The sequence below is a fragment of the Microbulbifer sp. S227A genome, from assembly GCF_049800935.1.
Window position 1 is genome coordinate 23,499 of the sequence record NZ_JBNAFZ010000019.1, and the last position, 20,259, is coordinate 43,757.

The window sequence follows — 20,259 nt, forward strand, 5'->3', positions numbered from 1 at the left end:
CCCGACATCTCAGAGATCGCGCAGCCCGTAGTATAGATATGCCGCCGGCATCAGGAGCCGCCGCACACCACCCAGCGGAAAGCGGGGCGGCAGGGCGGACATGGCCGCGGAACAGGGCAATTCGGACCGGACCGAAAGGGCGAGATCGGCCAGCAGGCGACCCGCATAGCTGCCCATCGCGACCCCGTTGCCGTGATAGGCAAAGCCCGCGAACAGCCCGGCCTGTCCCGGAACCGCCCCGACAAAGGGCACCCGCCGCCGCGACCGGCAGACCAGCCCGGACCATTGATGCGCAGAAGGCACGTCTTTCCACGCGGGAAACATCCGTTCGAAATCTTGCCGGCTGCGCCGTCGTGCCCGCGCCTCGGCGGCAGGTGATGACAATAGCCCCCCGCGCAGGCCAAACAGAAACCGCCGGTCCGGCATCAGGCGAAAGTAGTGCAGCAGGTTGCGCGTGTCATAGGCCATCTGGTCGCTGTGCCAGCCCTGCGCGGCAATCTCCGCCTCGCTCAGCGGTCGGGTCACCGTGACGTTGGATTGGCTGGGCAGGTATCGACCCGCCATCCATGCCGGGACATCCTCGCTGGAATAGCCGTTGGTGGCAATGATCACCGTATCGGCATCAAGGCTGCCGCGCGGGGTCCTGAGCCGCCAGGTGCGTCCCTCGCGCCGCAGGTCGGCGACCGGGCTGTTCTGGTAGAGCCGCGCCCCCCGCGACCGCGCCGCAGCGGCCAGTCCGAACAGGTATTTCCGCGGGTTCAGCGCAAACCCCACCGGCGTCGTCAGCGCGCCGTGAAACCCTGCGTTCATGCCATGATCCGGCAGGTCGGCGGCCTCGATCAGGGTCGGCTCGGGCCCGCCATGGCGCAGCATCTCGTCGGCCTCGCGCTTCATGCGCTCCATGTCGCGCGGGCGATGCGCCAGCATGGTTTCCCCCCGCGAATGCCGGTCCGCATCGATGCCCAGAGTTTCGATCAGCCGATCAACCAGGTCAACCGCCGCGTATTCCGAGGCACGATAAGAGCGCGCGGCATCCGCTCCTAAGGCTCGCTCCAGCGCCGCATCCGAGGTTTTCGCCCCGCCAAGACAGCAGAATCCGCCATTGCGCCCCGACGCGCCCCATCCCGGTGTCTCTGCCTCAAGCAGCCCAACGACGGTTCCCGCCCCGGCCAGATGATAGGCTGCCGACATGCCGGTAAAGCCACCGCCGATAATCGCCACATCGACCTTGACGGGTTGCGTCAGCACCGGCCAATCGGGGGCCGCGATGGTCTCATCCCACCAACATCCGTTTCGCGGCCCCGAACCATAGGTATAGGCAGGGAAGATGCGCTTCATTGTGCGCGAACGGCCTGCTGCTCTTCGCGTTTTTGCCGGATCATGCTTTGCTTGGAAACCAGCGACGCAGCGATAACCCCGACCGTGACGATCGCGATCATCAATGTCGACAGCGCGTTGATCTCGGGGCTGACACCCAGCCGGACCGCCGAGAAAATCTTGATCGGAAGCGTGGTTGCCGAGGGACCGGACGTAAACGAAGCGATCACAAGGTCATCAAGCGACAGGGTAAACGCCAAAAGCCAGCCCGAGATCACCGCCGGGGCGATGATCGGCAGGGTCACGAGCCGGAACGCTTCGGCAGGAGAACAGCCGAGATCGAGCGCCGCCTCTTCGAGCGAGCGGTCAAATGTGACCAGCCGCGAGGACACGACCACCGAAACATAACACATCGAAAACGTCGTATGCGCCAGCACGATGGTCAGAACCCCCCGATCCAGCCCGATCCCGATGAACAGCAGCAACAGCGACAGGCCGGTGATCACCTCGGGCATCACCAGCGGCGCATAGATCATGCCGGAAAACAGGGTGCGCCCGAAAAACCGCCCGCCCCGCACCAGCACATAGGCCGCCATGGTGCCCAGAACCGTCGCCAGCGTCGATGACAGAACGGCCACCTTGAGCGTGACCCATGCGGCGTTCAGGAACGCCTCGTTCTGCAACAGCTCGCCATACCACCGGGTCGAAAACCCCGCCCAGACGGTCACCAGCTTGCTTTCGTTGAAGCTGAAGATCACCAGGATGACCATCGGCAGGTACAGAAACACAAAGCCGAGCGTCAGCGACACCACGTTGAACCAGCTCAGGCGCATCATGTGTCTGCCTCCGCCTGTTTCTGCTGGTTGCGCTGGAACAGCACGATGGGCACCACGAGGATCAATAGCAGCACCACTGCCACCGCCGATGCCACCGGCCAGTCACGGTTGGAAAAGAACTCTTCCCACAGGACCTTGCCAATCATCAGCGTGCCCGACCCGCCCAGCAATGACGGGATCACGAATTCGCCAAGGGCCGGGATGAACACGAGGAAACACCCCGCGATGATGCCGTTGCGCGACAGCGGGATGGTGACCAGCCAGAACGCCGACAACCGGGAACAACCCAGATCCTCGGCCGCCTCGATCAGCGACCCGTCCATCCGGTCAAGCGCCGCATAGATCGGCAGGATCATGAATGGCAGATAGGTATAGACGATCCCGATATAGACAGCAGAATTGGTGTTCAGAATGGTCAGCGGCGTGTCGATGATGCCGATCCACAGCAAGAGCTGGTTCAGGAATCCCTCATTGCTCAGGATACCCATCCACGCATAGACCCGGATCAGGAAGCTGGTCCAGAACGGCAGGATCACCAGCATCATCAGCGTCGGCCGCCATTCCTCGGGCGCGCGGGCCATGCCATAGGCCATCGGATAGCCGATAACCAGGGTCAGCAATGTCGAGACCGCGGCAATCACCAGGCTGCTCAGGTAAGCGCGCCAGTACAGGTCATCCTCGGTCAGCCAGATGAAATTCTCAAAATCCAGCTGGCTGAAAAACGCGCCGATCCCCTCGGCCCAGTCCAGCGTCGGGGTATAGGGCGGGATCGCCAGCGCGGTGTCCGACAGCGAGATTTTCAGGACGATGACAAACGGCACCAGGAACAGCAGCAACAGCCACAGATACGGCACCGCGATGAGGGCAAACCGGCGCATCATTCCGCCAGCATGACACCGGCGGTCGCCGTCCATGACAGCCAGACCGGGTCTTCCCATGTGATGTTGCGCCGGGCGATCCGGCGGGTGTTGGCGGTTTGCGCCTTGATGATCGTACCGGTAGGCAATTCGACATGATAGGTCGACAGGTTGCCAAGATAGGCAATATCAAGCACCTTGCCCTGCACCGCGTTATCCGCCTCTTGCGGCTGATCTGTTGAAATCGTTACCTTTTCCGGGCGGATCGCCAGATGGCAGGTCTGTCCATCGGAAAACGGTTTCGCCGAGGTCGCCACCAGCGGCGGCAGGCCATCGCCCCAGGCGATGCGATAGCGGTCCTCGCCAATTGCCGTCGTCCGGCCATCGATGATATTCACGTCACCGATGAAATCCGCCACATAGACACTGTTGGGGGTTTCATAGATCCGCGCGGGCGTTTCCACTTGCATCAACCGGCCCTCATCCATCACCGCAACCCGGCTGGCGACCGTCATCGCCTCTTCCTGGTCATGGGTCACGATAACAAATGTGGTGCCGGTGGTTTCCTGGATATCCATCAATTCAAACTGCGTGTCCTGTCGCAGTTTCTTGTCGAGCGCGCCGAGCGGTTCGTCCAGCAAGAGCAGTTTCGGCGCCTTGGCGAGCGAGCGGGCAAGCGCGACGCGCTGGCGCTGGCCACCGGAAATCTGGTGCGGCTTGCGACGGGCGAATTTCTCCAGCCGGGTGAGCTTGAGCATCTCTTCGACGCGGCGGGCGACTTCGTCCCTGGGCTTCTTGTCGCGACGCAGCCCAAAGGCGATGTTGTCCCAGATCGACAGATGCGGGAACAGCGCGTAGGACTGGAACATCATGTTGACCGCCCGCTTGTTCGGCGGCACCGGCCCGATATCCTTGCCGGCCAGCTCGATCCGCCCCTCGGTCGGGGTCTCAAACCCGCCCAGCATCCGCATCATCGTGGTCTTGCCACAACCCGAGGGGCCAAGCAGCGCAAAGAACTCCCGTTCGAATATATCCAGCGACAGATCGTCAATGGCGGTAAAGTCGCCGAAACGCTTGGTGACATTCTGGAAACGGATCAGCGGTTTCTGCTGCGGATCGTCCCATGGCGCAAATTCGATGGCTTGCAAGGTCGCCCCTCCCCGGATCGAGAGTTCACAAAAAAAGGCGGGTCAGGGGACCCGCCTTGCCAGTATCGGATCAGGTGCCCGACTTGATCTTGGTCCAGAGGCGGGTCACAACCCGCTGAACCTTGGCGGGATAGGGCGTGGTGGTGAACAGGTTCGACAGCGTCGCCTCGTCCGGGTAGATTGCCGGGTCGCCGATCACATCCTCGACCAGGAATTCCTGCGATGCCTTGTTGCCGTTGGCATAATAGACATAGTTGGACGCGGCCGCCATGTTCTGCGCATCCATGATGAAGTTCAAAAAGGCATGGGCACCGGCGGGGTTCGGGGCGTCCACCGGAATCGCCATCTGGTCAAACCACATCTGCGCCCCTTCCTTGGGTGCGTGATACTCGATCTCGACCCCGTTATCCGCCTCGGCGGCACGATCGCGCGATTGCAGCACGTCACCCGACCAGCCGATCGCAACGCAGATATCACCATTGGCCAGCCCGTTGACATATTCCGAGCTGTGGAACTTCTGGATATAGGGACGCACCGGCGCGAACACCTCTTCGACGCGCTTGATCACGTCGGGGTCCTGGCTGTCCGGATCCTCGCCCAGATATTTCAACGCCATCGGGATCATCTCCGCGGGCGCATCAAGGAAATGCACACCGCATTCCGACAGCTTTTCCATGTTCGCCGGGTCAAAGACCAGCTCCAGCGAATCCACCGGGGCATCCTCGCCCAGCAGTTCGCGCACCTTTCCGATATTCACGCCGATCCCGGTGGTTCCCCACATGTAGTTGATCGAATAGGCGTTCTCGGGGTCGTATTGCTCAGTGCGCGCCGAAACCACATCCCACATGTTGCCAAGGTTCGAGAGCTGTTCCGGATCAAGCTTCTGGAACGCGCCCGCCGCGATCTGGCGTTGCAGGAACGTACCGGTCGGCACCACCACGTCATAGCCCGACCCGCCGGCCAGCATCTTGGTCTCCAGCACCTCGTTGCTGTCGAAAACGTCATAGATCAGGTCGATCCCGGTCTCTTCCTCGAACTTGGCCAACAGTTCTTCGTCGATATAGTCGGACCAGTTATAGACCCGAACCTCGTCGGCCATGACAACCGTGCCGCCAAGCGCCAGAACCGCTGTGAGTGTCAGCGTTCGCTTCATCGTGAATGTCTCCCCTTGGACTGCCGGATTGCGTCCGGCTTGCGATATTTGATCAAGTTTTGCCTTCTTTGGCAATCACAGATATGCTTTCATGCCACAGGGCAGGGTGCAAGATTTCCCGGCATGCGACTGAAACGGGCAGGGGCCGATGGCGAAAAACACAGCAAGCCGTGCATCGGCCAGACCCGCGCAAATCCCGGCACATGAGATCGTCTATCAGCAGCTACGCGAACAGCTCCTGTTCGGAGAGATGGCCCCCGGCCAGGCGGTGACGATTCAGGGGCTGACCGCGTCGCTTGGCGCGGGCATGACCCCCGTGCGCGAAGCCATCCGCCGGCTGATCTCGGACGGGGCACTAATGTTCCAGGGCAACCGCCGGGTCAGCGTGCCAAAACTCGGAATAGAAGACGCGGAACAGATTATTTTCGCAAGAAAAACAATAGAAAGAGAGCTTGCAAGACGGGCAACAGCCAATATCCGCGAGGCGCAGATCGATCAGTTGGCCGCCATCGATACGGCGTTGGATCACGCCATCGCCAGCGGCGACGTCCCCGGTTATCTGCGTTGCAATTACCAGTTTCATGCGACGCTCTATGCCTTGGCGGATGCCCCGGTCATGGCCGGCATCGCAGACCGGCTCTGGCTGCGCTTTGGACCGTCGCTGCGCGTGGTCTGCGGCCGGTTCGGCACCCAGAGCCTGCCCGATCGGCACAAGGACATCCTGAGCGGCCTGCGTGCTGGCGATGCCGAGGCGGTGGCACAGGCGCTGGTTCAGGATGTAGAGCAGGGCATGGAACAAGTCGCCGCGGTGCTGGCCGAAGAAGACTGATTCGATTGACAGCGAAAAATTTGATCATATTTTATCCGGGAACCTGAATCCCGGAGACCGCGCCATGACCGCCATCACCAATCACCTGCCCACGGCCGAGTTGCAGGCGCTTGACGCCGCCCATCACATGCATCCGTTCACCGCCGGCGGCGAACTGGCCGCAAAGGGCGCGCGGGTCATAACGCGGGCCAGGGGCGTCACGCTCACCGACAGCGAGGGCAACGAAATCCTGGACGGGATGGCCGGGCTGTGGTGCGTGAATATCGGCTATGGCCGCGAAGAACTGGCCGAGGCGGCGGCGCGGCAAATTCGTGAACTGCCCTATTACAACACCTTCTTTCAGACCACCCATGTGCCCGCCATCGCGCTCGCGAACAAGCTGGCAGAACTTGCGCCGGGCGATCTGAACCACGTGTTTTTCGCCGGTTCCGGCTCCGAGGCAAACGACACCAATATCCGCATGGTGCGGACCTATTGGGCGGCAAAGGGCAAGCCGTCGAAATCGATCATCATCAGCCGCAAGAACGCCTATCACGGATCCTCAGTGGGCAGCGGCAGCCTTGGCGGTATGACCTTCATGCATGAGCAGGGCGGCCTGCCGATTCCCGACATTCACCACATCAACCAACCCTATTGGTGGGCCGAAGGCGGCGACAGCACGCCCGAGGATTTCGGCCTGGCCCGCGCCCGCGAGCTGGAAACCGCCATCAAGGAACTTGGCGAAGATCGCGTCGCCGCCTTTATCGCCGAGCCGATCCAGGGGGCCGGTGGTGTGATCATCCCGCCCGACAGCTATTGGCCCGAGATCCAGCGGATTTGCGACAAATACGAGATCCTGCTGATCGCGGACGAGGTGATCTGTGGCTTTGGGCGCACCGGCAACTGGTTTGGCAGCCAGACGCTGGGCATCCGCCCCGACATCATGGCCATCGCCAAGGGGCTGAGCTCGGGTTATGCGCCGATTGGCGGCTCGATCGTCAGCGACGAGGTTGCACAGGTCATCGGCGGTGGCGAGTTCAACCACGGTTATACCTATTCCGGGCACCCGGTTGCCTCGGCCATCGCGCTGGAGAACCTGCGCATCCTCGAAGAGGAAAACGTGATCGGGCATGTCCGCGACGTGGCCGCGACGTACCTGCAGCAAAAATGGGCCACGCTGGAAGACCACCCGCTGGTCGGTGACGCGCGGATGGTGGGGCTGATGGGGTCCATCGCGCTGACCCCGGACAAGCAGAACCGGGCAAAGTTCGCCGCGGATGAAGGCAGCGTCGGGCTGATCTGTCGCGAGCGGTGTTTTGCCAACAACCTGGTGATGCGCCATGTGGGCGACCGCATGGTGGTTTCGCCGCCGCTGGTGATCACACCGGACGAGATCGACACGCTGATCGCACGCGCCAAGCGCGCGCTGGATGAATGCTATGCCGAGGTCAGGGAACAGGGGCTGCTCAAGGCGGCGTCCTGACCTGTTCTCAGCGCGCCTCGCTCACCAGTGCAGGCGCGCGCGCCAGGCGCAGAAGCATGTCGATACATCTTTCCAGTTGCCCGAGGCTCACAAATTCATCCGGTTTGTGAGCCTGCTCGATCGACCCGGGGCCGCAGACCGCCACCGCCATTCCCATCTTCTGAAACAGGCCAGCCTCGGTGCCAAACGGCACGACATCCGCGCCATTGGCCCCGACCAGTGACGCCACCAGGTCGCGCGCGGCATTCTCTGCCATAACCTCAAGCCCGGCAACCTCGCCCACCACGTCGGTGACGATGTCGGCCCGCGGGCTGATCGTGCGCATCATCGGCAGCAGGTCTGAGTCGACAACCCGCTGCATCGCCGTCTTGACGAACTCGGCATCGCCCTCCTGCACCGGGCGCATCTCCCAGTCCACCTCGGCCTTGCCGGCGATCACGTTATGGGCAACCCCGCCCGCGATCCGCCCGATATTAATTGTGGTCCAGGGCGGCTCGAACCGGCTGTCCTTGGGTGCGCGCATCATCAGATCGCCGCGCAATTGCATCAGCTCGGCCACGTATCGCACCGCGTATTCCGCCGCGTTCACCCCGCGATGCGGCGCCGAACCGTGCCCCTCAAGCCCACTGAAACGCACCGTGTATTCGCAGCAGCCCTTGTGCCCCTCGATCACCTGCATGCCCGTCGGCTCGCCGATGATCGCCATCGCGGGCCGCACCCCGCGCGCCTGCAATGCCGGGACCAGCGCCCGCGCTCCGAGGCAGCCGACCTCTTCGTCATGGGTAAAGGCAAAATGGATCGGGCGGCGCAACGGGTGCCGGGCGAACTCGGGCGCCAGCACCGTCGCCGCGGCGATAAACCCCTTCATGTCACAGGTGCCGCGCCCATATAGCCTGCCCCCGGCCTGGCGCAGTTCAAACGGATCGCTGGTCCAGTCCTGATCCGCCACCGGAACGACATCGGTATGCCCCGACAACACGATACCGCCGGGCACATCGGGGCCAAGCGTCGCGAACAGGTTGGCCTTTTTCCCGTCGGGCGTGGCAAACAGATCGACCTGCGCCCCCGCATCCTCAAGCCGGGCGGCCAGATCGGCAACCATCAACCGGTTGCTGTCGGCGGACACGGTCGGATAGGATACAAGCCGTCCCAGATAGCGGACCGTCTCTTCGAGATGTTGTGTCATCGGCATTCGGACAGGGCGGCGGTTGCCGCGAAACCCGCCACGCCGGAAAGGTCAGTCATGATCGTACGCTCCGGTCTCATCCAAAGCCTATCCAAACAGATATGAACAACAAGTCAATTTGCCGGGCAATTCCCCAGTAAACACATCCATTGTCGCCGCTTTGTTGGGCTGAATTCGCAATCCCGGGTGAATTGGTTGCATGACCGGCGTGCTCTGTGCTTAACTTTTCCCAACAAGACAGCAGAGAAAACTGCGGAAAGTCCAAGGGGAGCCAATTTTGGCCGATACACAATCGTCTGACGCGTTTGTCGAGTTTGAACGCGTCCAAAAGAGCTATGACGGCGAGAATCTCGTTGTCAAAGACCTGAACCTTGTCATGCCCAAGGGCGAGTTCCTGACCATGCTCGGGCCCTCGGGGTCTGGCAAGACAACCTGCCTGATGATGCTGGCCGGTTTCGAAACCGCCACCCATGGCGACATCCGGCTGGACGGCGTGTCGATCAACAACATTCCACCGCACAAGCGCGGCATCGGCATGGTGTTTCAGAACTACGCCCTGTTCCCGCATATGACGGTGGCCGAAAACCTGAGCTTTCCGCTGGAAGTGCGCAAGATGGGCAAATCCGAGCGCGAGGCCAAGGTGAAACGCGCGCTCGACATGGTGCAGATGGGCGCGTTTGGCGGTCGCCGGCCGGCACAGCTTTCGGGCGGTCAGCAGCAACGGATCGCGCTGGCGCGGGCGCTGGTGTTCGAGGCCGAACTGGTGCTGATGGACGAACCGCTGGGCGCGCTCGACAAGCAGCTGCGCGAACATATGCAGTTCGAGATCAAGCGGATCGCCGACAATCTGGGGATCACCGTGGTTTACGTGACCCATGACCAGACCGAAGCGCTGACCATGTCAGACCGCGTTGCCGTGTTCGATGACGGGCGCATTCAACAGCTGGCCCCGCCGGACAAGCTCTATGAAGAGCCGGAAAACAGCTTTGTCGCGCAGTTCATCGGCGAGAACAACACGCTGGAAGGAGTCGTCAAGGAGATCAACGGCGATGTCGCGCTGGTGCGGCTGGACGATGGCGAGCTGATCGACTGCAAGCCGGTCAATGTCACCAAACCGGGGGAACGGACCCGCGTGTCGATCCGACCGGAACGTGTGGAATACAACAAGGAACGCCTTCAGGAGGGCGCGCATACGCTCAAGGCCGAGGTCATGGAGTTCATCTATATGGGTGATATCTTCCGGACCCGCCTCAGGGTTGCCGGGAATGATGAGTTCATCATCAAGACCCGGAACGCGCCGGACCAGGTCCGGCTCCAGCCGGGCACCCAGATCGAAATCGGCTGGTTGCCCCAGGATTGCCGTGCGCTTGACGCGTAGCGGACAGAAGTGTCGCCCCGCCTTGGCGGGCGGCGCAATCGGGGGGCGGGCATGGGCCCGCCATGCTGACCCGATCCACCCTAACCACGGGAAACCTACAGGGAGAAAACAGGTATGAAACCGATGAACCTACTTATGGCGACCACGGCGCTGGCCCTTGCCGGCGGCATGGCGAGCGCCCAGGACATGGCCGACGAGATGACCATCGTCAGCTGGGGCGGTGCCTATTCCAACTCGCAGCAAAAGGCCTATCACGAACCCTATATGGAGAAATCCGGGGTCAAGATCATCAATGACGAAAGCTCGGCCGAAGCGGTGGCCAAACTGCGCGCGATGAACGAGGCGGGCAATGTCACCTGGGATGTTGTCGATGTCGTCGCATCCGACGCCATCCGTCTCTGCGACGAAGGCCTGGCGATGGAAATCGACCCGGACGCGCATCTGGCCGCGGCCCCTGACGGCACCTCCGCCGCGGATGATTTCGGCGACCTGCTGGTGTCCGAATGCTTCATCCCGCAGATCGTCTATTCCACGGCCTTCGGCTATCGCACCGACCTGGTGGGTGACACGCCGCCGGACGACATCTGTGACGTGTTCGACACCGAAGCCTATCCGGGCAAGCGGTCGCTGGAAAAGCGTCCGATCAACAACATGGAATGGGCGCTGCTGTGTGATGGCGTGGCCAAGAGCGACGTTTATGACGTGCTGGCCACCGAAGAAGGCCAGGAACAGGCGCTTGCCAAGCTCGGCACCATCAAGGACGACGTGATCTGGTGGTCTGCCGGTGCCGACACGCCTCAGCTGCTGGCCGATGGCGAAGTTGTCATGGGTTCGACCTATAACGGCCGCCTGTTCAGCGTGATCGAAGAGCAGAAACAACCGGTTGCGATGCTGTGGGATGCGCAGGTCTTTGACCTGGACGGCTGGATCATCCCCGCCGGTCTGAGCGAAGAACGCAAGGCGCGCGCGCTGGATTACATCATGTTCGCGACCGACACCCAGCGTCTGGCGGACCAGGCCAAATACATCAGCTATGGCCCGGCCCGTGCCTCTTCTGCTCCGCTGGTTGGCCAGCATGCGGAACTTGGGATCGACATGGCGCCGCACATGCCCACCGATCCGGAAAACGCCAAGAACACGTTCCTCTACAATTACGAGTTCTGGGCTGATTATCGCGACGACATCGACGCCAAGTTCCAGGCGTGGCTGGCCAAGTAAGCCGCTGATCCAGAACCTGTCCGGGGGCGGATCGCCGCCCCCGGAACGATACCCGGCCAATGCCCACGCCCGACCGCTGCCCAGCAAGGAACATCACCATGAGCGATCAAACGACTTCCGGTCCGGTACTCGCCGCTGACGGCACGCCGCTCAAACGCAGCCTTGCGCGGGCGCTGCGACTGCAAAAGATACGGGCGCTTGCGCTGATCGCGCCATTGCTGCTGTTCGTCCTGATCACCTTTATCGCACCGATTGCCGACATGCTGTTCCGCTCGGTGGAAAACCAGATCGTGTCGGAAACCCTGCCGCAGACGGTCGAGGCGCTGGCCGATTGGGATCCGGCAACCGGCGAGACCCCGGACGAAGCCGTCTACAAGGCACTGGCCGCCGATCTTCAGGTCGCGGTCGAGGCCAAGACCCATACCAAGCTGGGCTCGCGCCTGAATTACGAGATGACCGGCGCATCATCGCTGTTTCGCAAGAGCGGGCGCAGGGTCAAGCGCATGGACCTCGAGAGCGACATGTCGTTCAAGGATGCGTTCACCGACATCGACAGGAAATGGGGCGAGGTTGCGATCTGGCAAACCATCCAGACCTATTCGCCCAGCTACACGAGCGGCTATTTCCTGAATGCCGTGGACATGCAGAAAGGCCCCGACGGCCCCGAGGCCCGCCCCGAGAACCAGCAGATCTACATGATCCTGTTCGGCCGCACCCTGTTCATGAGCCTCGTGATCACCATGTCCTGCATCATCCTGGGGTATCCGGTTGCCTGGCTGCTGGCGAACCTGCCGACGCGCACGTCCAACCTGTTGATGATCCTGGTGCTGCTGCCCTTCTGGACTTCGCTGCTGGTGCGTACCTCGGCCTGGAAGGTCATGCTACAGCAACAGGGGGTGATCAATGACACGCTGGTCTGGCTGGGGCTGGTGGCGGATGACGCGCGGCTCGTGATGATCAACAACCAGTTCGGCACCATCGTCGCGATGACCCATATCCTGCTGCCGTTCATGATCCTGCCGATGTATTCGGTGATGCAGACGATCCAGCCAAGCTATCTGCGGGCCGCCAAATCCATGGGCGCAACCAATTGGACCGCGTTCTGGCGGGTTTATTTCCCGCAATCGGTGCCCGGTATCGGCGCGGGTTCGATCCTCGTCTTCATCCTGTCCATCGGCTATTACATCACGCCGGAAATCGTCGGCGGCAACACCGGCACGTTCATTTCCAACCGGATCGCCTATCACATCTCAAGCTCGCTGAACTGGGGTCTGGCGGCGGCGCTCGGGGCGATCCTGCTCGCGGTGGTGCTGCTGCTCTACTATGTCTACGACAAGATCGTCGGCATCGACAACGTCAAGCTGGGAGGTTGAAACCATGGCCGCTCTGACACCGATTTCACGCACCCCGGTTTCGTTTTACGTCCCTGTCGTGGCGCTGACCGGTGGGTTTGCCGGGCTTCTGGTCGGCACGGCCCAGGACAATTCGTTGCTTGGCATCGTCATTGGTGCCGCCCTGATGGCGGCGGTGGCCTTTGTCATGACAACGACCATCAGGCAGGAAAAGGCATCCCGCTGGGGCCTCGTCATCCTGATGCTGGGTGCCGGCTTTGCGATTGGCGGTCTGCCGGGCGCGGTGATCGGGGCGCTGTTCGGCTGGTTCTTTGGCTGGTTCACCTTCTGGCTGTTCGAGGGCCGCTATCGCGCCAGGATCGCCCCCTATCTGACACCGGGCCAGGTTCTGTGGCATTATTCATTCCGGGTGATCTGTGGTGCGATTTTCGTGTTCCTGATCACCCCGATCCTCGTGGTCATGCCGCTCAGCTTCAATGCCGAAGATTTCTTTACCTTCACGCCGGAAATGCTGCGCTTTGATCCCGCGGGGTATTCGCTCAAGCATTACGAGGATTTCCTGACCAATTCGGATTGGCAGAACGCGTTGCGCAATTCGTTGCTGATCGCGCCGGTCGCCACGTTCCTGTCGGTCAGCTTTGGCACCCTTGCCGCCATCGGCCTCAGCCAGCCACATGTGCCGTTCCGGCGCGCGATCATGGCGATCCTGATTTCCCCGATGATCGTGCCGCTGATCATCTCGGCGGCGGGCATGTATTTCTTCTATTCGCGCATCGGGTTGCAGGGCACCTATTTCGGCGTGGTGCTGGCCCATGCCGCGTTGGGCATCCCCTTTGTCATCATCACCGTCACCGCCACGCTGGTGGGGTTTGACCGTTCGCTGACACGCGCGGCGGCGAATATGGGGGCCAACCCGGTCACGACCTTCTTTCGCGTCCAGATGCCCCTGATCCTGCCGGGGGTGATTTCGGGCGGGCTCTTTGCCTTCATCACCTCGTTTGACGAAGTGGTCGTGGTGCTCTTTGTCGGCTCGGCGGGGCAAAAGACCCTGCCATGGCAGATGTTCACCGGCCTGCGCGAACAGATCAGCCCGACGATCCTCGCCGTGGCCACGATCCTGGTGGTGGTGTCGATTGCGCTGCTGACGGTTGTTGAACTGCTCCGCCGCCGCTCGGAACGCCTTCGCGGGATGAGCCCGGGCTGACACGGGGCGCGTTGTCCGTCCACAAATTCACCCGGGCCACATCGCCCGGCCCGAATTGCCCGGCCAGCTATCAGCGCAGGCGGCTAAGCAGGTTCATCGACGCATAGCCGTCGGGGGTCAGCCCCGAGGCCATCTGGTAAGCGCGCACCGCGTCTATGGTCAGCGGCCCGATACGGCCATCCACACCTTGCGTGTCAAACCCCTTGTCGGTCAGCCTCTGTTGCATCTCCTTGCGCTCACTCAGGGTCAGCGCCCGATCACCGCGCGGCCAGTTCGCCTGAATCGGCGGCCCCCCGGCGATACGGTCAGACAGGTGGCCAACGCCGATCACATAGGCATCGGCGGAATTGTAACGTTCGATCACGGCGAAATTCCCGAAAATCAGGAACGCGGCACCTTTGCCCCCGGCAGGCAGCAACACCGAGGCCGGACCATGATCCGCAACCGTGCCGTTCACGCCCTTTACGCCAATGTCGGCCCATTCCGAGACGGGCTTCCTTATCTTGCGATCCGCCAGTTGGAAATCGAACCCCCGTGGCAGCGTCACCTCGACGCCCCAGGGCTGACCCTTGGTCCAGCCGAACCGGGCAAGATAAGCCGCGGTCGACGCCAGCGCATCGCTGGGATCATCCGACCAGATGTCGCGTTTGCCGTCGCCGGTGAAATCCACCGCGTAATCCAGATAGGATGTCGGCATGAACTGGGTATGGCCCATGGCCCCCGCCCAGCTGCCAGTCATGTTGCGCGCCGTGGTGTCACCGGATTGCAGGATTTTCAGCGCCGCGATCAGCTGCTCTTCAAAGAACGCGCTGCGGCGTGCGTCATGGGCAAGCGTCGCAAGGGCACGGACGATGTCGGTGCTGCCGCGATAGCTGCCATAGGCACTTTCAAGGCCCCATACCGCGACAACGACCTCTTTCTCGACACCATAGCGGGCTTCGATGGCCTCAAGCGTGGCACGATGCCGGTCCAGCGCCGATTTACCGTTGCGCAGCCGCGTGTCCGACACGGCGCTGTCGAGATATTCCCAGATCGTCTTGGAAAATTCCGACTGGTTGCGGTCGCGCCGGATGATATCCGCGTCATAGGTCACACCGTCAAACGCTGCGTTCAATACCTGCGGCGAGATCCCCTGCGCCACTGCACGCGTGCGAAAATCACGCAACCACTGCTGAAAATCCCCGTTGGACGTGTTTTGCTGCACAGGGGTTTCCTTTGCCTTGATCGTCTTGGGCCGCGCCGCCGGACGCAGCGAATAGCTCAGGCTCGCGGTTGCCAGCCGCGTCACCTCGGCCTGCGGCCTGCCTTCGGGCCGAACCGTATCTGATCTTGTGTCCGCGTGAACGCCGCCTGCCATGGCCAGGGCAAGAACCCCGGCAATCCTCCAGTTGCACATCGTTGTTTTCCCGATTTTCTGCTCTGCTCCGGGTCGATGGTACCGCGAATCCGCATTTCAGAACAGGGGGCATTCCCCGCCCTGCGGGAAATGGCCCAGCCGTGGAATGAATCGGCTGGCGGGCCAATTCGGAAGTATTTCAAGAGCCGTTCACGCCCTCGCGGCAGGCATCGTCCTGGGCCTGGAACCGTGCGATTGCCTCGCGCAGCAGAGGAACCCGCCGCGGGCGAAAGCTCTGGTCGGTCACGACAAGATCACGCATCCGGTCCAGCCGGAAAACCCGGAAATCCCGGCGCAGATGGCACCAGGCGACCAACATGGTCGATCGGTCCATATAGGTTATCCCCAACGGATCCACGCGACGCCGGGTCTTGGCCCCCTGTGCGTCGCAATAGGCGAATTCAACGGCAGTCTCGTCCCACGTGGCCTGCCGCAGATCGGCAACAGAGATGGCTGGTGCCTCGGGCCGGGAAAAGCGGCGGGCGGTCAGAACCGCATGGGCCAATCGGTGTGATTGGCGTGACGGCAAGCGCGCCTGAAGCTTGTGCAAGGCGGTTTGCGCGGCTGCCACCAGGTCCGGATCACCGATCTGTTCCACCTCGCGCAGGCCAAGGACCAGCGCCTCAAGCTCGTCATTCTCGAACCCGAGCGGCGGCAGGGTGGCATCCTCGACCAGCGTAAATCCGAACCCCGCAGCGCCATCGATCACCGCGCCCAGCCCGCGCAACGTGTCGATATCGCGGTGCACGGTGCGTGGTGAAACATCCAGATCCTGCGCCAGTGAATGTGCCGTATGCGGCGGCGCTCCGCTGCGCAGGCATTGCATCAACTGAAAGAGACGGGCGGTTCGGGACATGCTGATGTCTAGCATAACCATGATGCCGGTTTCTGTCATCAGCGGCGGATAGGCTGGCCCCAAATCCGCAATCAGGAGACATCACATGCTCATGCTCTACACATATCCGCGCGGCTTTGGACAGTTCAGCCTCAGCCCGTTCTGCGTCAAGGCCGCGGCCTATCTGAAGCTGTCGGGGCTGGACTGGACCCGGCGCGATCTTGACGACCCGCGCAAGATGCCGCTCGCCAAGCTGCCGGTGCTGAACGCCGAACAACGGCTGATCCCCGACAGCCACAACATCCGGCGCTATCTCGAAAGCCGGGGCGCGGTGTTCGATGCCGATCTCGGCGACACGCAGCGCGCGCAGTCCCATGCGCTAATCCGCATGGCGGAAGAACATCTCTATTTCAACCTGGTGCTCGACCGCTGGGGGGATGACCGGGTCTGGCCAACCATTCGCGAGGTGTATTTCGCCAAGGTTCCTGCGCTGCTGCGCCGTCCCGTTGCCGACGGGTTGCGGCGCAGGTTGCTGCGCGGGCTGAGCACCCATGGCATCGCCCGCTTCACGCCCGGCGAACGGCTGGCGCGTGTCGAAGAGGACCTGCGCGCGATCCAGACCTGTCTGTGGCAGGGGCCATACCTGATGGGCAACCGGCCAAGCTCGGCGGATCTCAGCGTTGGCCCGATGCTGGCCGCGATCCGCGCGACCCCGGTGGCAACCCCCCTGGCGCGCCGGGTTGCAGAGGATGCACAACTGTCCGACTATATCGACAGGTTGGAGGATGCGGTGCCATTGCCATGAACAGAGCCTTTGCAGACGCCCGAATCGCGGCCATCTTTGACGGGTACAATGCCGCGTCGCGTCCGGGCCTGATGGCGCTGCGCCGGTTGATCCTCGACACCGCCGCCGCCGACAACCGGGTCGGGGCGATCGAAGAGTCGCTTCGCTGGGGCCAGCCCGCCTATCTGACTCCGATCACCAAATCCGGCACGACCCTGCGCGTGGCACCGCATAAATCCGCGCCAATCGCGCTGTTCGTGCATTGCCAGACTTCGCTGATCTCGGATTTCTCCGCAGAGTTTCCGGGGCAGGACCGGCTGGACGGTACCCGCGCCGTCCTGTTCGACGGCGCGTCGCAGATCGACCCGATGCGGCACGGCTGGCTGATCAGCCGCGCCCTGACCTATCACCTCTGACGGCGCTTGCGGGCCACCTTGCGTTTGATCTTGTCCGATTTCCGCTTGCCCCGCGCGGCCTTGCGGCGCGGGTTGCGACCGGCAGGACCGTGCCCGCCGCCCGGCAGGGCCTTGTCTTCCACGCTCAGCAATTCCAGTTCCAAGCCGCCAGTCACAGGGGTGGCCTGGGTCAGCCGCACGGTGACGCGTTGCCCGATTCCGATGGTAAAGCCCGTATCCGACCCCATCAGCGTGCCGGCGTCGCGGTCAAAGTGAAAGAACTCGCGCCCCAGTGATCGCACCGGAATCAACCCGTCCGCCCCGGTTTCATCCAGCTTTACAAAGGCACCGAACTTGGCAATGCCGCTGATGCGGCCGCCGAACTCGCTGCCGACCCGTTCCGACAGATAGGCGGCAAGGTAACGGTCGGTGGTATCGCGTTCGGCCATCATCGAGCGCCGCTCGGTATCCGAGATATGCGTCGCGGTCTGTTCCAGCCGCTCGATTTCCTGCGGCGACAGCCCGTCCTTGCCCCAGCCATGCGCCGCGATCAGCGCACGGTGGACGATCAGGTCGGCATAGCGGCGGATCGGTGACGTGAAATGCGCATATTGTTGCAGGGCAAGGCCGAAATGGCCGAAATTCTGCGGTGAATAATACGCCTGTGTCATCGCGCGCAGGGTCGAGATGTTGATCAGCTCGTCATTGTCGCTGCCTTCGGCGGCGCGCAAAAGCTGGTTCAGGTGCCGGGTCTGCAACACCTGCCCCTTGGCAAGGGTGTAGCCGGCGGATTGCGCCACCTCGCGCAGGGCATCGAGCTTTTCGGGCGCGGGCTCTTCATGCACCCGGAACAGCAAGGGCGAGCGTTTCGCGATCAGCGTTTCCGCCGCCGCCACGTTGGCCAGCACCATGAACTCTTCGATCAGCCGGTGCGCGTCGAGCCGTTCGCGAAAATTGACCGACTCCACCTGTCCGTCATCGTTCAGCACGATCTTGCGCTCGGGCAGGTCGAGATCCAGCGGCTGGCGATCGTCGCGCGCCCGGACCAGCGCCCGGTAGGCGGCATAGAGCGGCGTCAGAACCGGTTCGAGCAACGGGCCGGTGCGCTCGTTCGGCGCGCCGTCCATCGCCTCTTGCACCTCGGCATAGTTCAGCGACGCGGCCGAGCGCATCAACCCGCGCACGAACCGGTGGTCGATCTTGTTGCCATCCTTGTCGAGCCGCATCCGCACGGCGACACAGGCGCGCGGCACCCCTTCGTGCAGCGAACACAGATCGCCCGAGAGCCGGTCAGGCAGCATCGGCACAACCCGGTCGGGGAAATAGCTCGAATTGCCCCGCTTGCGCGCCTCACCGTCCAGCCCGCTGCCCGGATGCACATAGGCGGCAACATCGGCAATCGCGACCCAGACCACATGCCCTTCGGGGTTTCCGGGGTCGTCATCCGCATGGGCATAACAGGCATCGTCATGGTCGCGCGCATCCGCCGGGTCGATGGTGATCAACGGCATGTCACGCAGATCCTCGCGCCCTGACAGGCCCAAGGGTTTGCGGCCATCCGCCTCGGCCACCACCGCATCCGGGAAATCATCGGGTATGCCGTGTTGGTGGATCGCGATCAGAGACACGGCGCGCGGCGAAGACGGGTCGCCCAACCGTGCCACGATCCGCGCACGCGGCAGCCCCATGCGCGATTTCGGCCCAGCCTGCTCCGCCTCGACCAGCTCTCCGTCCCGCGCTCCAAGCCGGTTGGCCTCGGGCACGGTCCATTCGGTGTTCTGGGCCTTGTCGACCGGAACGATGCGGCCCCCTTCGGCGCCTTTGCGGAACACCCCGAGAATGCGTTTCGGGTTGGTTCCGATCCGCCGGATCAACCGCGCCTCGTAATTGTGGCTGCCCTCGGTCACAACCGTGAGCCGCGCCAGGATGCGGTCGCCCTCGCCAAGCGCGGGGTCGCTGGCGCGCGGGATTACCAGTACGACGGGTTCGACCCCCTCGCCATGCCATTCCAGCGGCTGCGCGAACAGATCGCCATCTGCATCCGGTGCCTTGACCTGCAAAACACTGACCGGCGGCAACCGGTCGGGATCGCCATAGGATCGCTTGCGCCGCTCAAGATGCCCTTCGGCCTCGAGCTCCCTGAGAATCCGTTTCAGATCGATCCGGTCAGAGCCCTTGATGCCAAAGGCCTTGGCAATATCGCGTTTGGAGCTTTGGGTCGGGTTGGCAGAAATCCAGTCGAGGATCTCGGCCTTGCTTGGAATGCGCGTCATGGTCTCGCCCTAGCACGCCCCAACGATGCCGTCATCGGGAAAAGGCAATGCTGTCACGAACGGCGCAGGTCGGCGGCGGTATCGACATCCCGCAGGCTCTGAATTTGGGCAACGCGCAGGTTGCCCAGGGTCGCGAGGCTATCGGCCAGGGCATGTTCGCTCGACCATCGTACCCCCTTGAACAGCCCCCTTGGCGCATGTCGCGGGTGTTTCAACCCCACCAGCCAGAAGCCGCCATCCGGTGCCGGTCCGAATACCGCGTCGTGATCGCCGAGCGCGCGAAAGGCCGCGGCGATCTGGACCTTGCCGAGGGCGGGAATATCGGCGCCGACCACACAGACCGGACCGGGTGCGAGTCGGTACATCGCCCGTGCCATCCGCGCCCCGAGATCGCCGTTGCCCTGTGCGATCCGCCGCAGATCGCCCGGCCAGACACGGCTATGCAGCCCCGCCCGGTCCGGTGACACGGCGAGCACGACATCCCATCGCGGGTCGCGAATGCGGCGCAGCAGCGACAGGGCCTGCATGCGAAACCACCACGCGGCGGGCCGCATGCCGATCTCGCGCCCCAGCCGGGTCTTGACCCGCCCCGGGCGCGGCTCTTTCAGCATGGCGATGACGGTCCTGCGCATGTCC

The 20,259-nt window shown here is 62.8% G+C and carries 18 protein-coding genes; 8 read left to right on the forward strand and 10 right to left on the reverse strand.

All coding sequences use genetic code 11. The features are described from left to right. Nucleotides 1–9: 9 nt before the first annotated feature. The 5 genes from ACP15R_RS24725 to ACP15R_RS24745 all read right to left on the reverse strand — a co-directional run bounded on the left by ACP15R_RS24725 (nt 10) and on the right by ACP15R_RS24745 (nt 5,311). The gene (locus ACP15R_RS24725) at nt 10–1,338 is read right to left on the reverse strand and encodes an NAD(P)/FAD-dependent oxidoreductase (RefSeq protein ID WP_424988565.1); all 1,329 of its coding nucleotides are present in this window, start codon (nt 1,336–1,338) and stop codon (nt 10–12) included. After that, complete coding sequence (locus ACP15R_RS24730) at nt 1,335–2,153, reverse strand: ABC transporter permease (RefSeq protein WP_424988566.1); 819 nt, start codon at nt 2,151–2,153, stop codon at nt 1,335–1,337. The genes ACP15R_RS24725 and ACP15R_RS24730 overlap by 4 nt, the downstream gene beginning before the upstream one ends. Then, entirely contained in the window at nt 2,150–3,034 is an 885-nt protein-coding gene (locus ACP15R_RS24735; RefSeq protein WP_424988567.1) for an ABC transporter permease subunit, read from the reverse strand. The genes ACP15R_RS24730 and ACP15R_RS24735 overlap by 4 nt, the downstream gene beginning before the upstream one ends. Next, complete coding sequence (locus tag ACP15R_RS24740; protein ID WP_424988568.1) at nt 3,031–4,158, reverse strand: ABC transporter ATP-binding protein; 1,128 nt, start codon at nt 4,156–4,158, stop codon at nt 3,031–3,033. Before ACP15R_RS24740 ends, ACP15R_RS24735 begins: the two co-directional genes overlap by 4 nt. Before the next feature lie 70 nt (nt 4,159–4,228). Further along, nucleotides 4,229–5,311, reverse strand: a complete 1,083-nt coding sequence (locus ACP15R_RS24745; RefSeq protein ID WP_424988569.1) for a polyamine ABC transporter substrate-binding protein — start codon at nt 5,309–5,311, stop codon at nt 4,229–4,231. A 148-nt stretch (nt 5,312–5,459) separates the two neighbouring features. Between ACP15R_RS24745 and ACP15R_RS24750 the strand changes: the two genes are divergently transcribed. Together ACP15R_RS24750 and ACP15R_RS24755 are read left to right on the forward strand one after the other, a co-directional pair. Beyond that, on the forward strand, nt 5,460–6,140 hold the full coding sequence (locus ACP15R_RS24750; RefSeq protein WP_424988570.1) for a GntR family transcriptional regulator: 681 nt from the start codon (nt 5,460–5,462) through the stop codon (nt 6,138–6,140). A gap of 64 nt (nt 6,141–6,204) precedes the next feature. Next, nucleotides 6,205–7,602 carry an aspartate aminotransferase family protein gene (locus tag ACP15R_RS24755; protein ID WP_424988571.1) on the forward strand — a complete coding sequence of 466 codons (1,398 nt, stop codon included), beginning with the start codon at nt 6,205–6,207 and terminating at the stop codon, nt 7,600–7,602. Between the two features lie 7 nt (nt 7,603–7,609). Here the strand turns inward: ACP15R_RS24755 and argE are convergent, their stop codons facing one another. Further along, on the reverse strand, nt 7,610–8,788 hold the full coding sequence (gene argE, locus ACP15R_RS24760; protein WP_424988572.1) for an acetylornithine deacetylase: 1,179 nt from the start codon (nt 8,786–8,788) through the stop codon (nt 7,610–7,612). 277 nt (nt 8,789–9,065) lie between these two features. Between argE and ACP15R_RS24765 the strand changes: the two genes are divergently transcribed. The 4 genes from ACP15R_RS24765 (at nt 9,066) to ACP15R_RS24780 (ending at nt 13,940) form a co-directional block, all read left to right on the forward strand. Beyond that, on the forward strand, nt 9,066–10,166 hold the full coding sequence (locus tag ACP15R_RS24765) for an ABC transporter ATP-binding protein (RefSeq protein ID WP_424988573.1): 1,101 nt from the start codon (nt 9,066–9,068) through the stop codon (nt 10,164–10,166). 114 nt (nt 10,167–10,280) lie between these two features. Then, nucleotides 10,281–11,384 (forward strand): extracellular solute-binding protein, encoded by a 1,104-nt coding sequence (locus ACP15R_RS24770; RefSeq protein WP_424988574.1) that lies wholly within the window; start codon nt 10,281–10,283, stop codon nt 11,382–11,384. Nucleotides 11,385–11,482: 98 nt separating this feature from the next. After that, nucleotides 11,483–12,757: an ABC transporter permease gene (locus ACP15R_RS24775; RefSeq protein ID WP_424988575.1), complete on the forward strand. Its 1,275-nt coding sequence runs from the start codon at nt 11,483–11,485 to the stop codon at nt 12,755–12,757. Nucleotides 12,758–12,761: 4 nt separating this feature from the next. After that, nucleotides 12,762–13,940 carry an ABC transporter permease gene (locus ACP15R_RS24780; RefSeq protein ID WP_424988576.1) on the forward strand — a complete coding sequence of 393 codons (1,179 nt, stop codon included), beginning with the start codon at nt 12,762–12,764 and terminating at the stop codon, nt 13,938–13,940. A gap of 70 nt (nt 13,941–14,010) precedes the next feature. Here the strand turns inward: ACP15R_RS24780 and ACP15R_RS24785 are convergent, their stop codons facing one another. Both ACP15R_RS24785 and ACP15R_RS24790 read right to left on the reverse strand, forming a co-directional pair. Further along, nucleotides 14,011–15,336 carry a lytic murein transglycosylase gene (locus ACP15R_RS24785; RefSeq protein ID WP_424988577.1) on the reverse strand — a complete coding sequence of 442 codons (1,326 nt, stop codon included), beginning with the start codon at nt 15,334–15,336 and terminating at the stop codon, nt 14,011–14,013. Nucleotides 15,337–15,475: 139 nt separating this feature from the next. Next, nucleotides 15,476–16,192, reverse strand: coding sequence for a helix-turn-helix transcriptional regulator (locus ACP15R_RS24790; protein ID WP_424988578.1), 717 nt, complete (start codon nt 16,190–16,192; stop codon nt 15,476–15,478). Between the two features lie 85 nt (nt 16,193–16,277). Between ACP15R_RS24790 and ACP15R_RS24795 the strand changes: the two genes are divergently transcribed. Both ACP15R_RS24795 and ACP15R_RS24800 read left to right on the forward strand, forming a co-directional pair. After that, entirely contained in the window at nt 16,278–16,976 is a 699-nt protein-coding gene (locus ACP15R_RS24795; protein WP_424988579.1) for a glutathione S-transferase family protein, read from the forward strand. Further along, nucleotides 16,973–17,371, forward strand: a complete 399-nt coding sequence (locus tag ACP15R_RS24800) for a hypothetical protein (protein WP_424988580.1) — start codon at nt 16,973–16,975, stop codon at nt 17,369–17,371. Before ACP15R_RS24795 ends, ACP15R_RS24800 begins: the two co-directional genes overlap by 4 nt. Here the strand turns inward: ACP15R_RS24800 and rnr are convergent. After that, on the reverse strand, nt 17,362–19,623 hold the full coding sequence (rnr, locus tag ACP15R_RS24805; RefSeq protein WP_424988581.1) for a ribonuclease R: 2,262 nt from the start codon (nt 19,621–19,623) through the stop codon (nt 17,362–17,364). The genes ACP15R_RS24800 and rnr overlap by 10 nt on opposite strands. A 53-nt stretch (nt 19,624–19,676) precedes the next feature. Continuing rightward, nucleotides 19,677–20,255 carry a TIGR04282 family arsenosugar biosynthesis glycosyltransferase gene (locus tag ACP15R_RS24810; protein WP_424988582.1) on the reverse strand — a complete coding sequence of 193 codons (579 nt, stop codon included), beginning with the start codon at nt 20,253–20,255 and terminating at the stop codon, nt 19,677–19,679. Nucleotides 20,256–20,259 lie beyond the last annotated feature (4 nt).

Bases quoted from the DNA above. Each gene is read 5' to 3' on its own strand.
- ACP15R_RS24790 (WP_424988578.1), bottom strand. From the start codon at position 16,192: ATGTCCCGAACCGCCCGTCTCTTTCAGTTGATGCAATGCCTGCGCAGC.
- argE (WP_424988572.1), bottom strand. From the start codon at position 8,788: ATGACACAACATCTCGAAGAGACGGTCCGCTATCTGGGACGGCTTGTA.
- ACP15R_RS24775 (WP_424988575.1), top strand. From the start codon at position 11,483: ATGAGCGATCAAACGACTTCCGGTCCGGTACTCGCCGCTGACGGCACG.
- ACP15R_RS24795 (WP_424988579.1), top strand. From the start codon at position 16,278: ATGCTCATGCTCTACACATATCCGCGCGGCTTTGGACAGTTCAGCCTC.
- ACP15R_RS24725 (WP_424988565.1), bottom strand. From the start codon at position 1,338: ATGAAGCGCATCTTCCCTGCCTATACCTATGGTTCGGGGCCGCGAAAC.
- ACP15R_RS24750 (WP_424988570.1), top strand. From the start codon at position 5,460: ATGGCGAAAAACACAGCAAGCCGTGCATCGGCCAGACCCGCGCAAATC.
- ACP15R_RS24780 (WP_424988576.1), top strand. From the start codon at position 12,762: ATGGCCGCTCTGACACCGATTTCACGCACCCCGGTTTCGTTTTACGTC.
- ACP15R_RS24785 (WP_424988577.1), bottom strand. From the start codon at position 15,336: ATGTGCAACTGGAGGATTGCCGGGGTTCTTGCCCTGGCCATGGCAGGC.
- ACP15R_RS24810 (WP_424988582.1), bottom strand. From the start codon at position 20,255: ATGCGCAGGACCGTCATCGCCATGCTGAAAGAGCCGCGCCCGGGGCGG.
- ACP15R_RS24800 (WP_424988580.1), top strand. From the start codon at position 16,973: ATGAACAGAGCCTTTGCAGACGCCCGAATCGCGGCCATCTTTGACGGG.
- ACP15R_RS24755 (WP_424988571.1), top strand. From the start codon at position 6,205: ATGACCGCCATCACCAATCACCTGCCCACGGCCGAGTTGCAGGCGCTT.
- ACP15R_RS24745 (WP_424988569.1), bottom strand. From the start codon at position 5,311: ATGAAGCGAACGCTGACACTCACAGCGGTTCTGGCGCTTGGCGGCACG.
- rnr (WP_424988581.1), bottom strand. From the start codon at position 19,623: ATGACGCGCATTCCAAGCAAGGCCGAGATCCTCGACTGGATTTCTGCC.
- ACP15R_RS24770 (WP_424988574.1), top strand. From the start codon at position 10,281: ATGAAACCGATGAACCTACTTATGGCGACCACGGCGCTGGCCCTTGCC.
- ACP15R_RS24730 (WP_424988566.1), bottom strand. From the start codon at position 2,153: ATGATGCGCCTGAGCTGGTTCAACGTGGTGTCGCTGACGCTCGGCTTT.
- ACP15R_RS24735 (WP_424988567.1), bottom strand. From the start codon at position 3,034: ATGATGCGCCGGTTTGCCCTCATCGCGGTGCCGTATCTGTGGCTGTTG.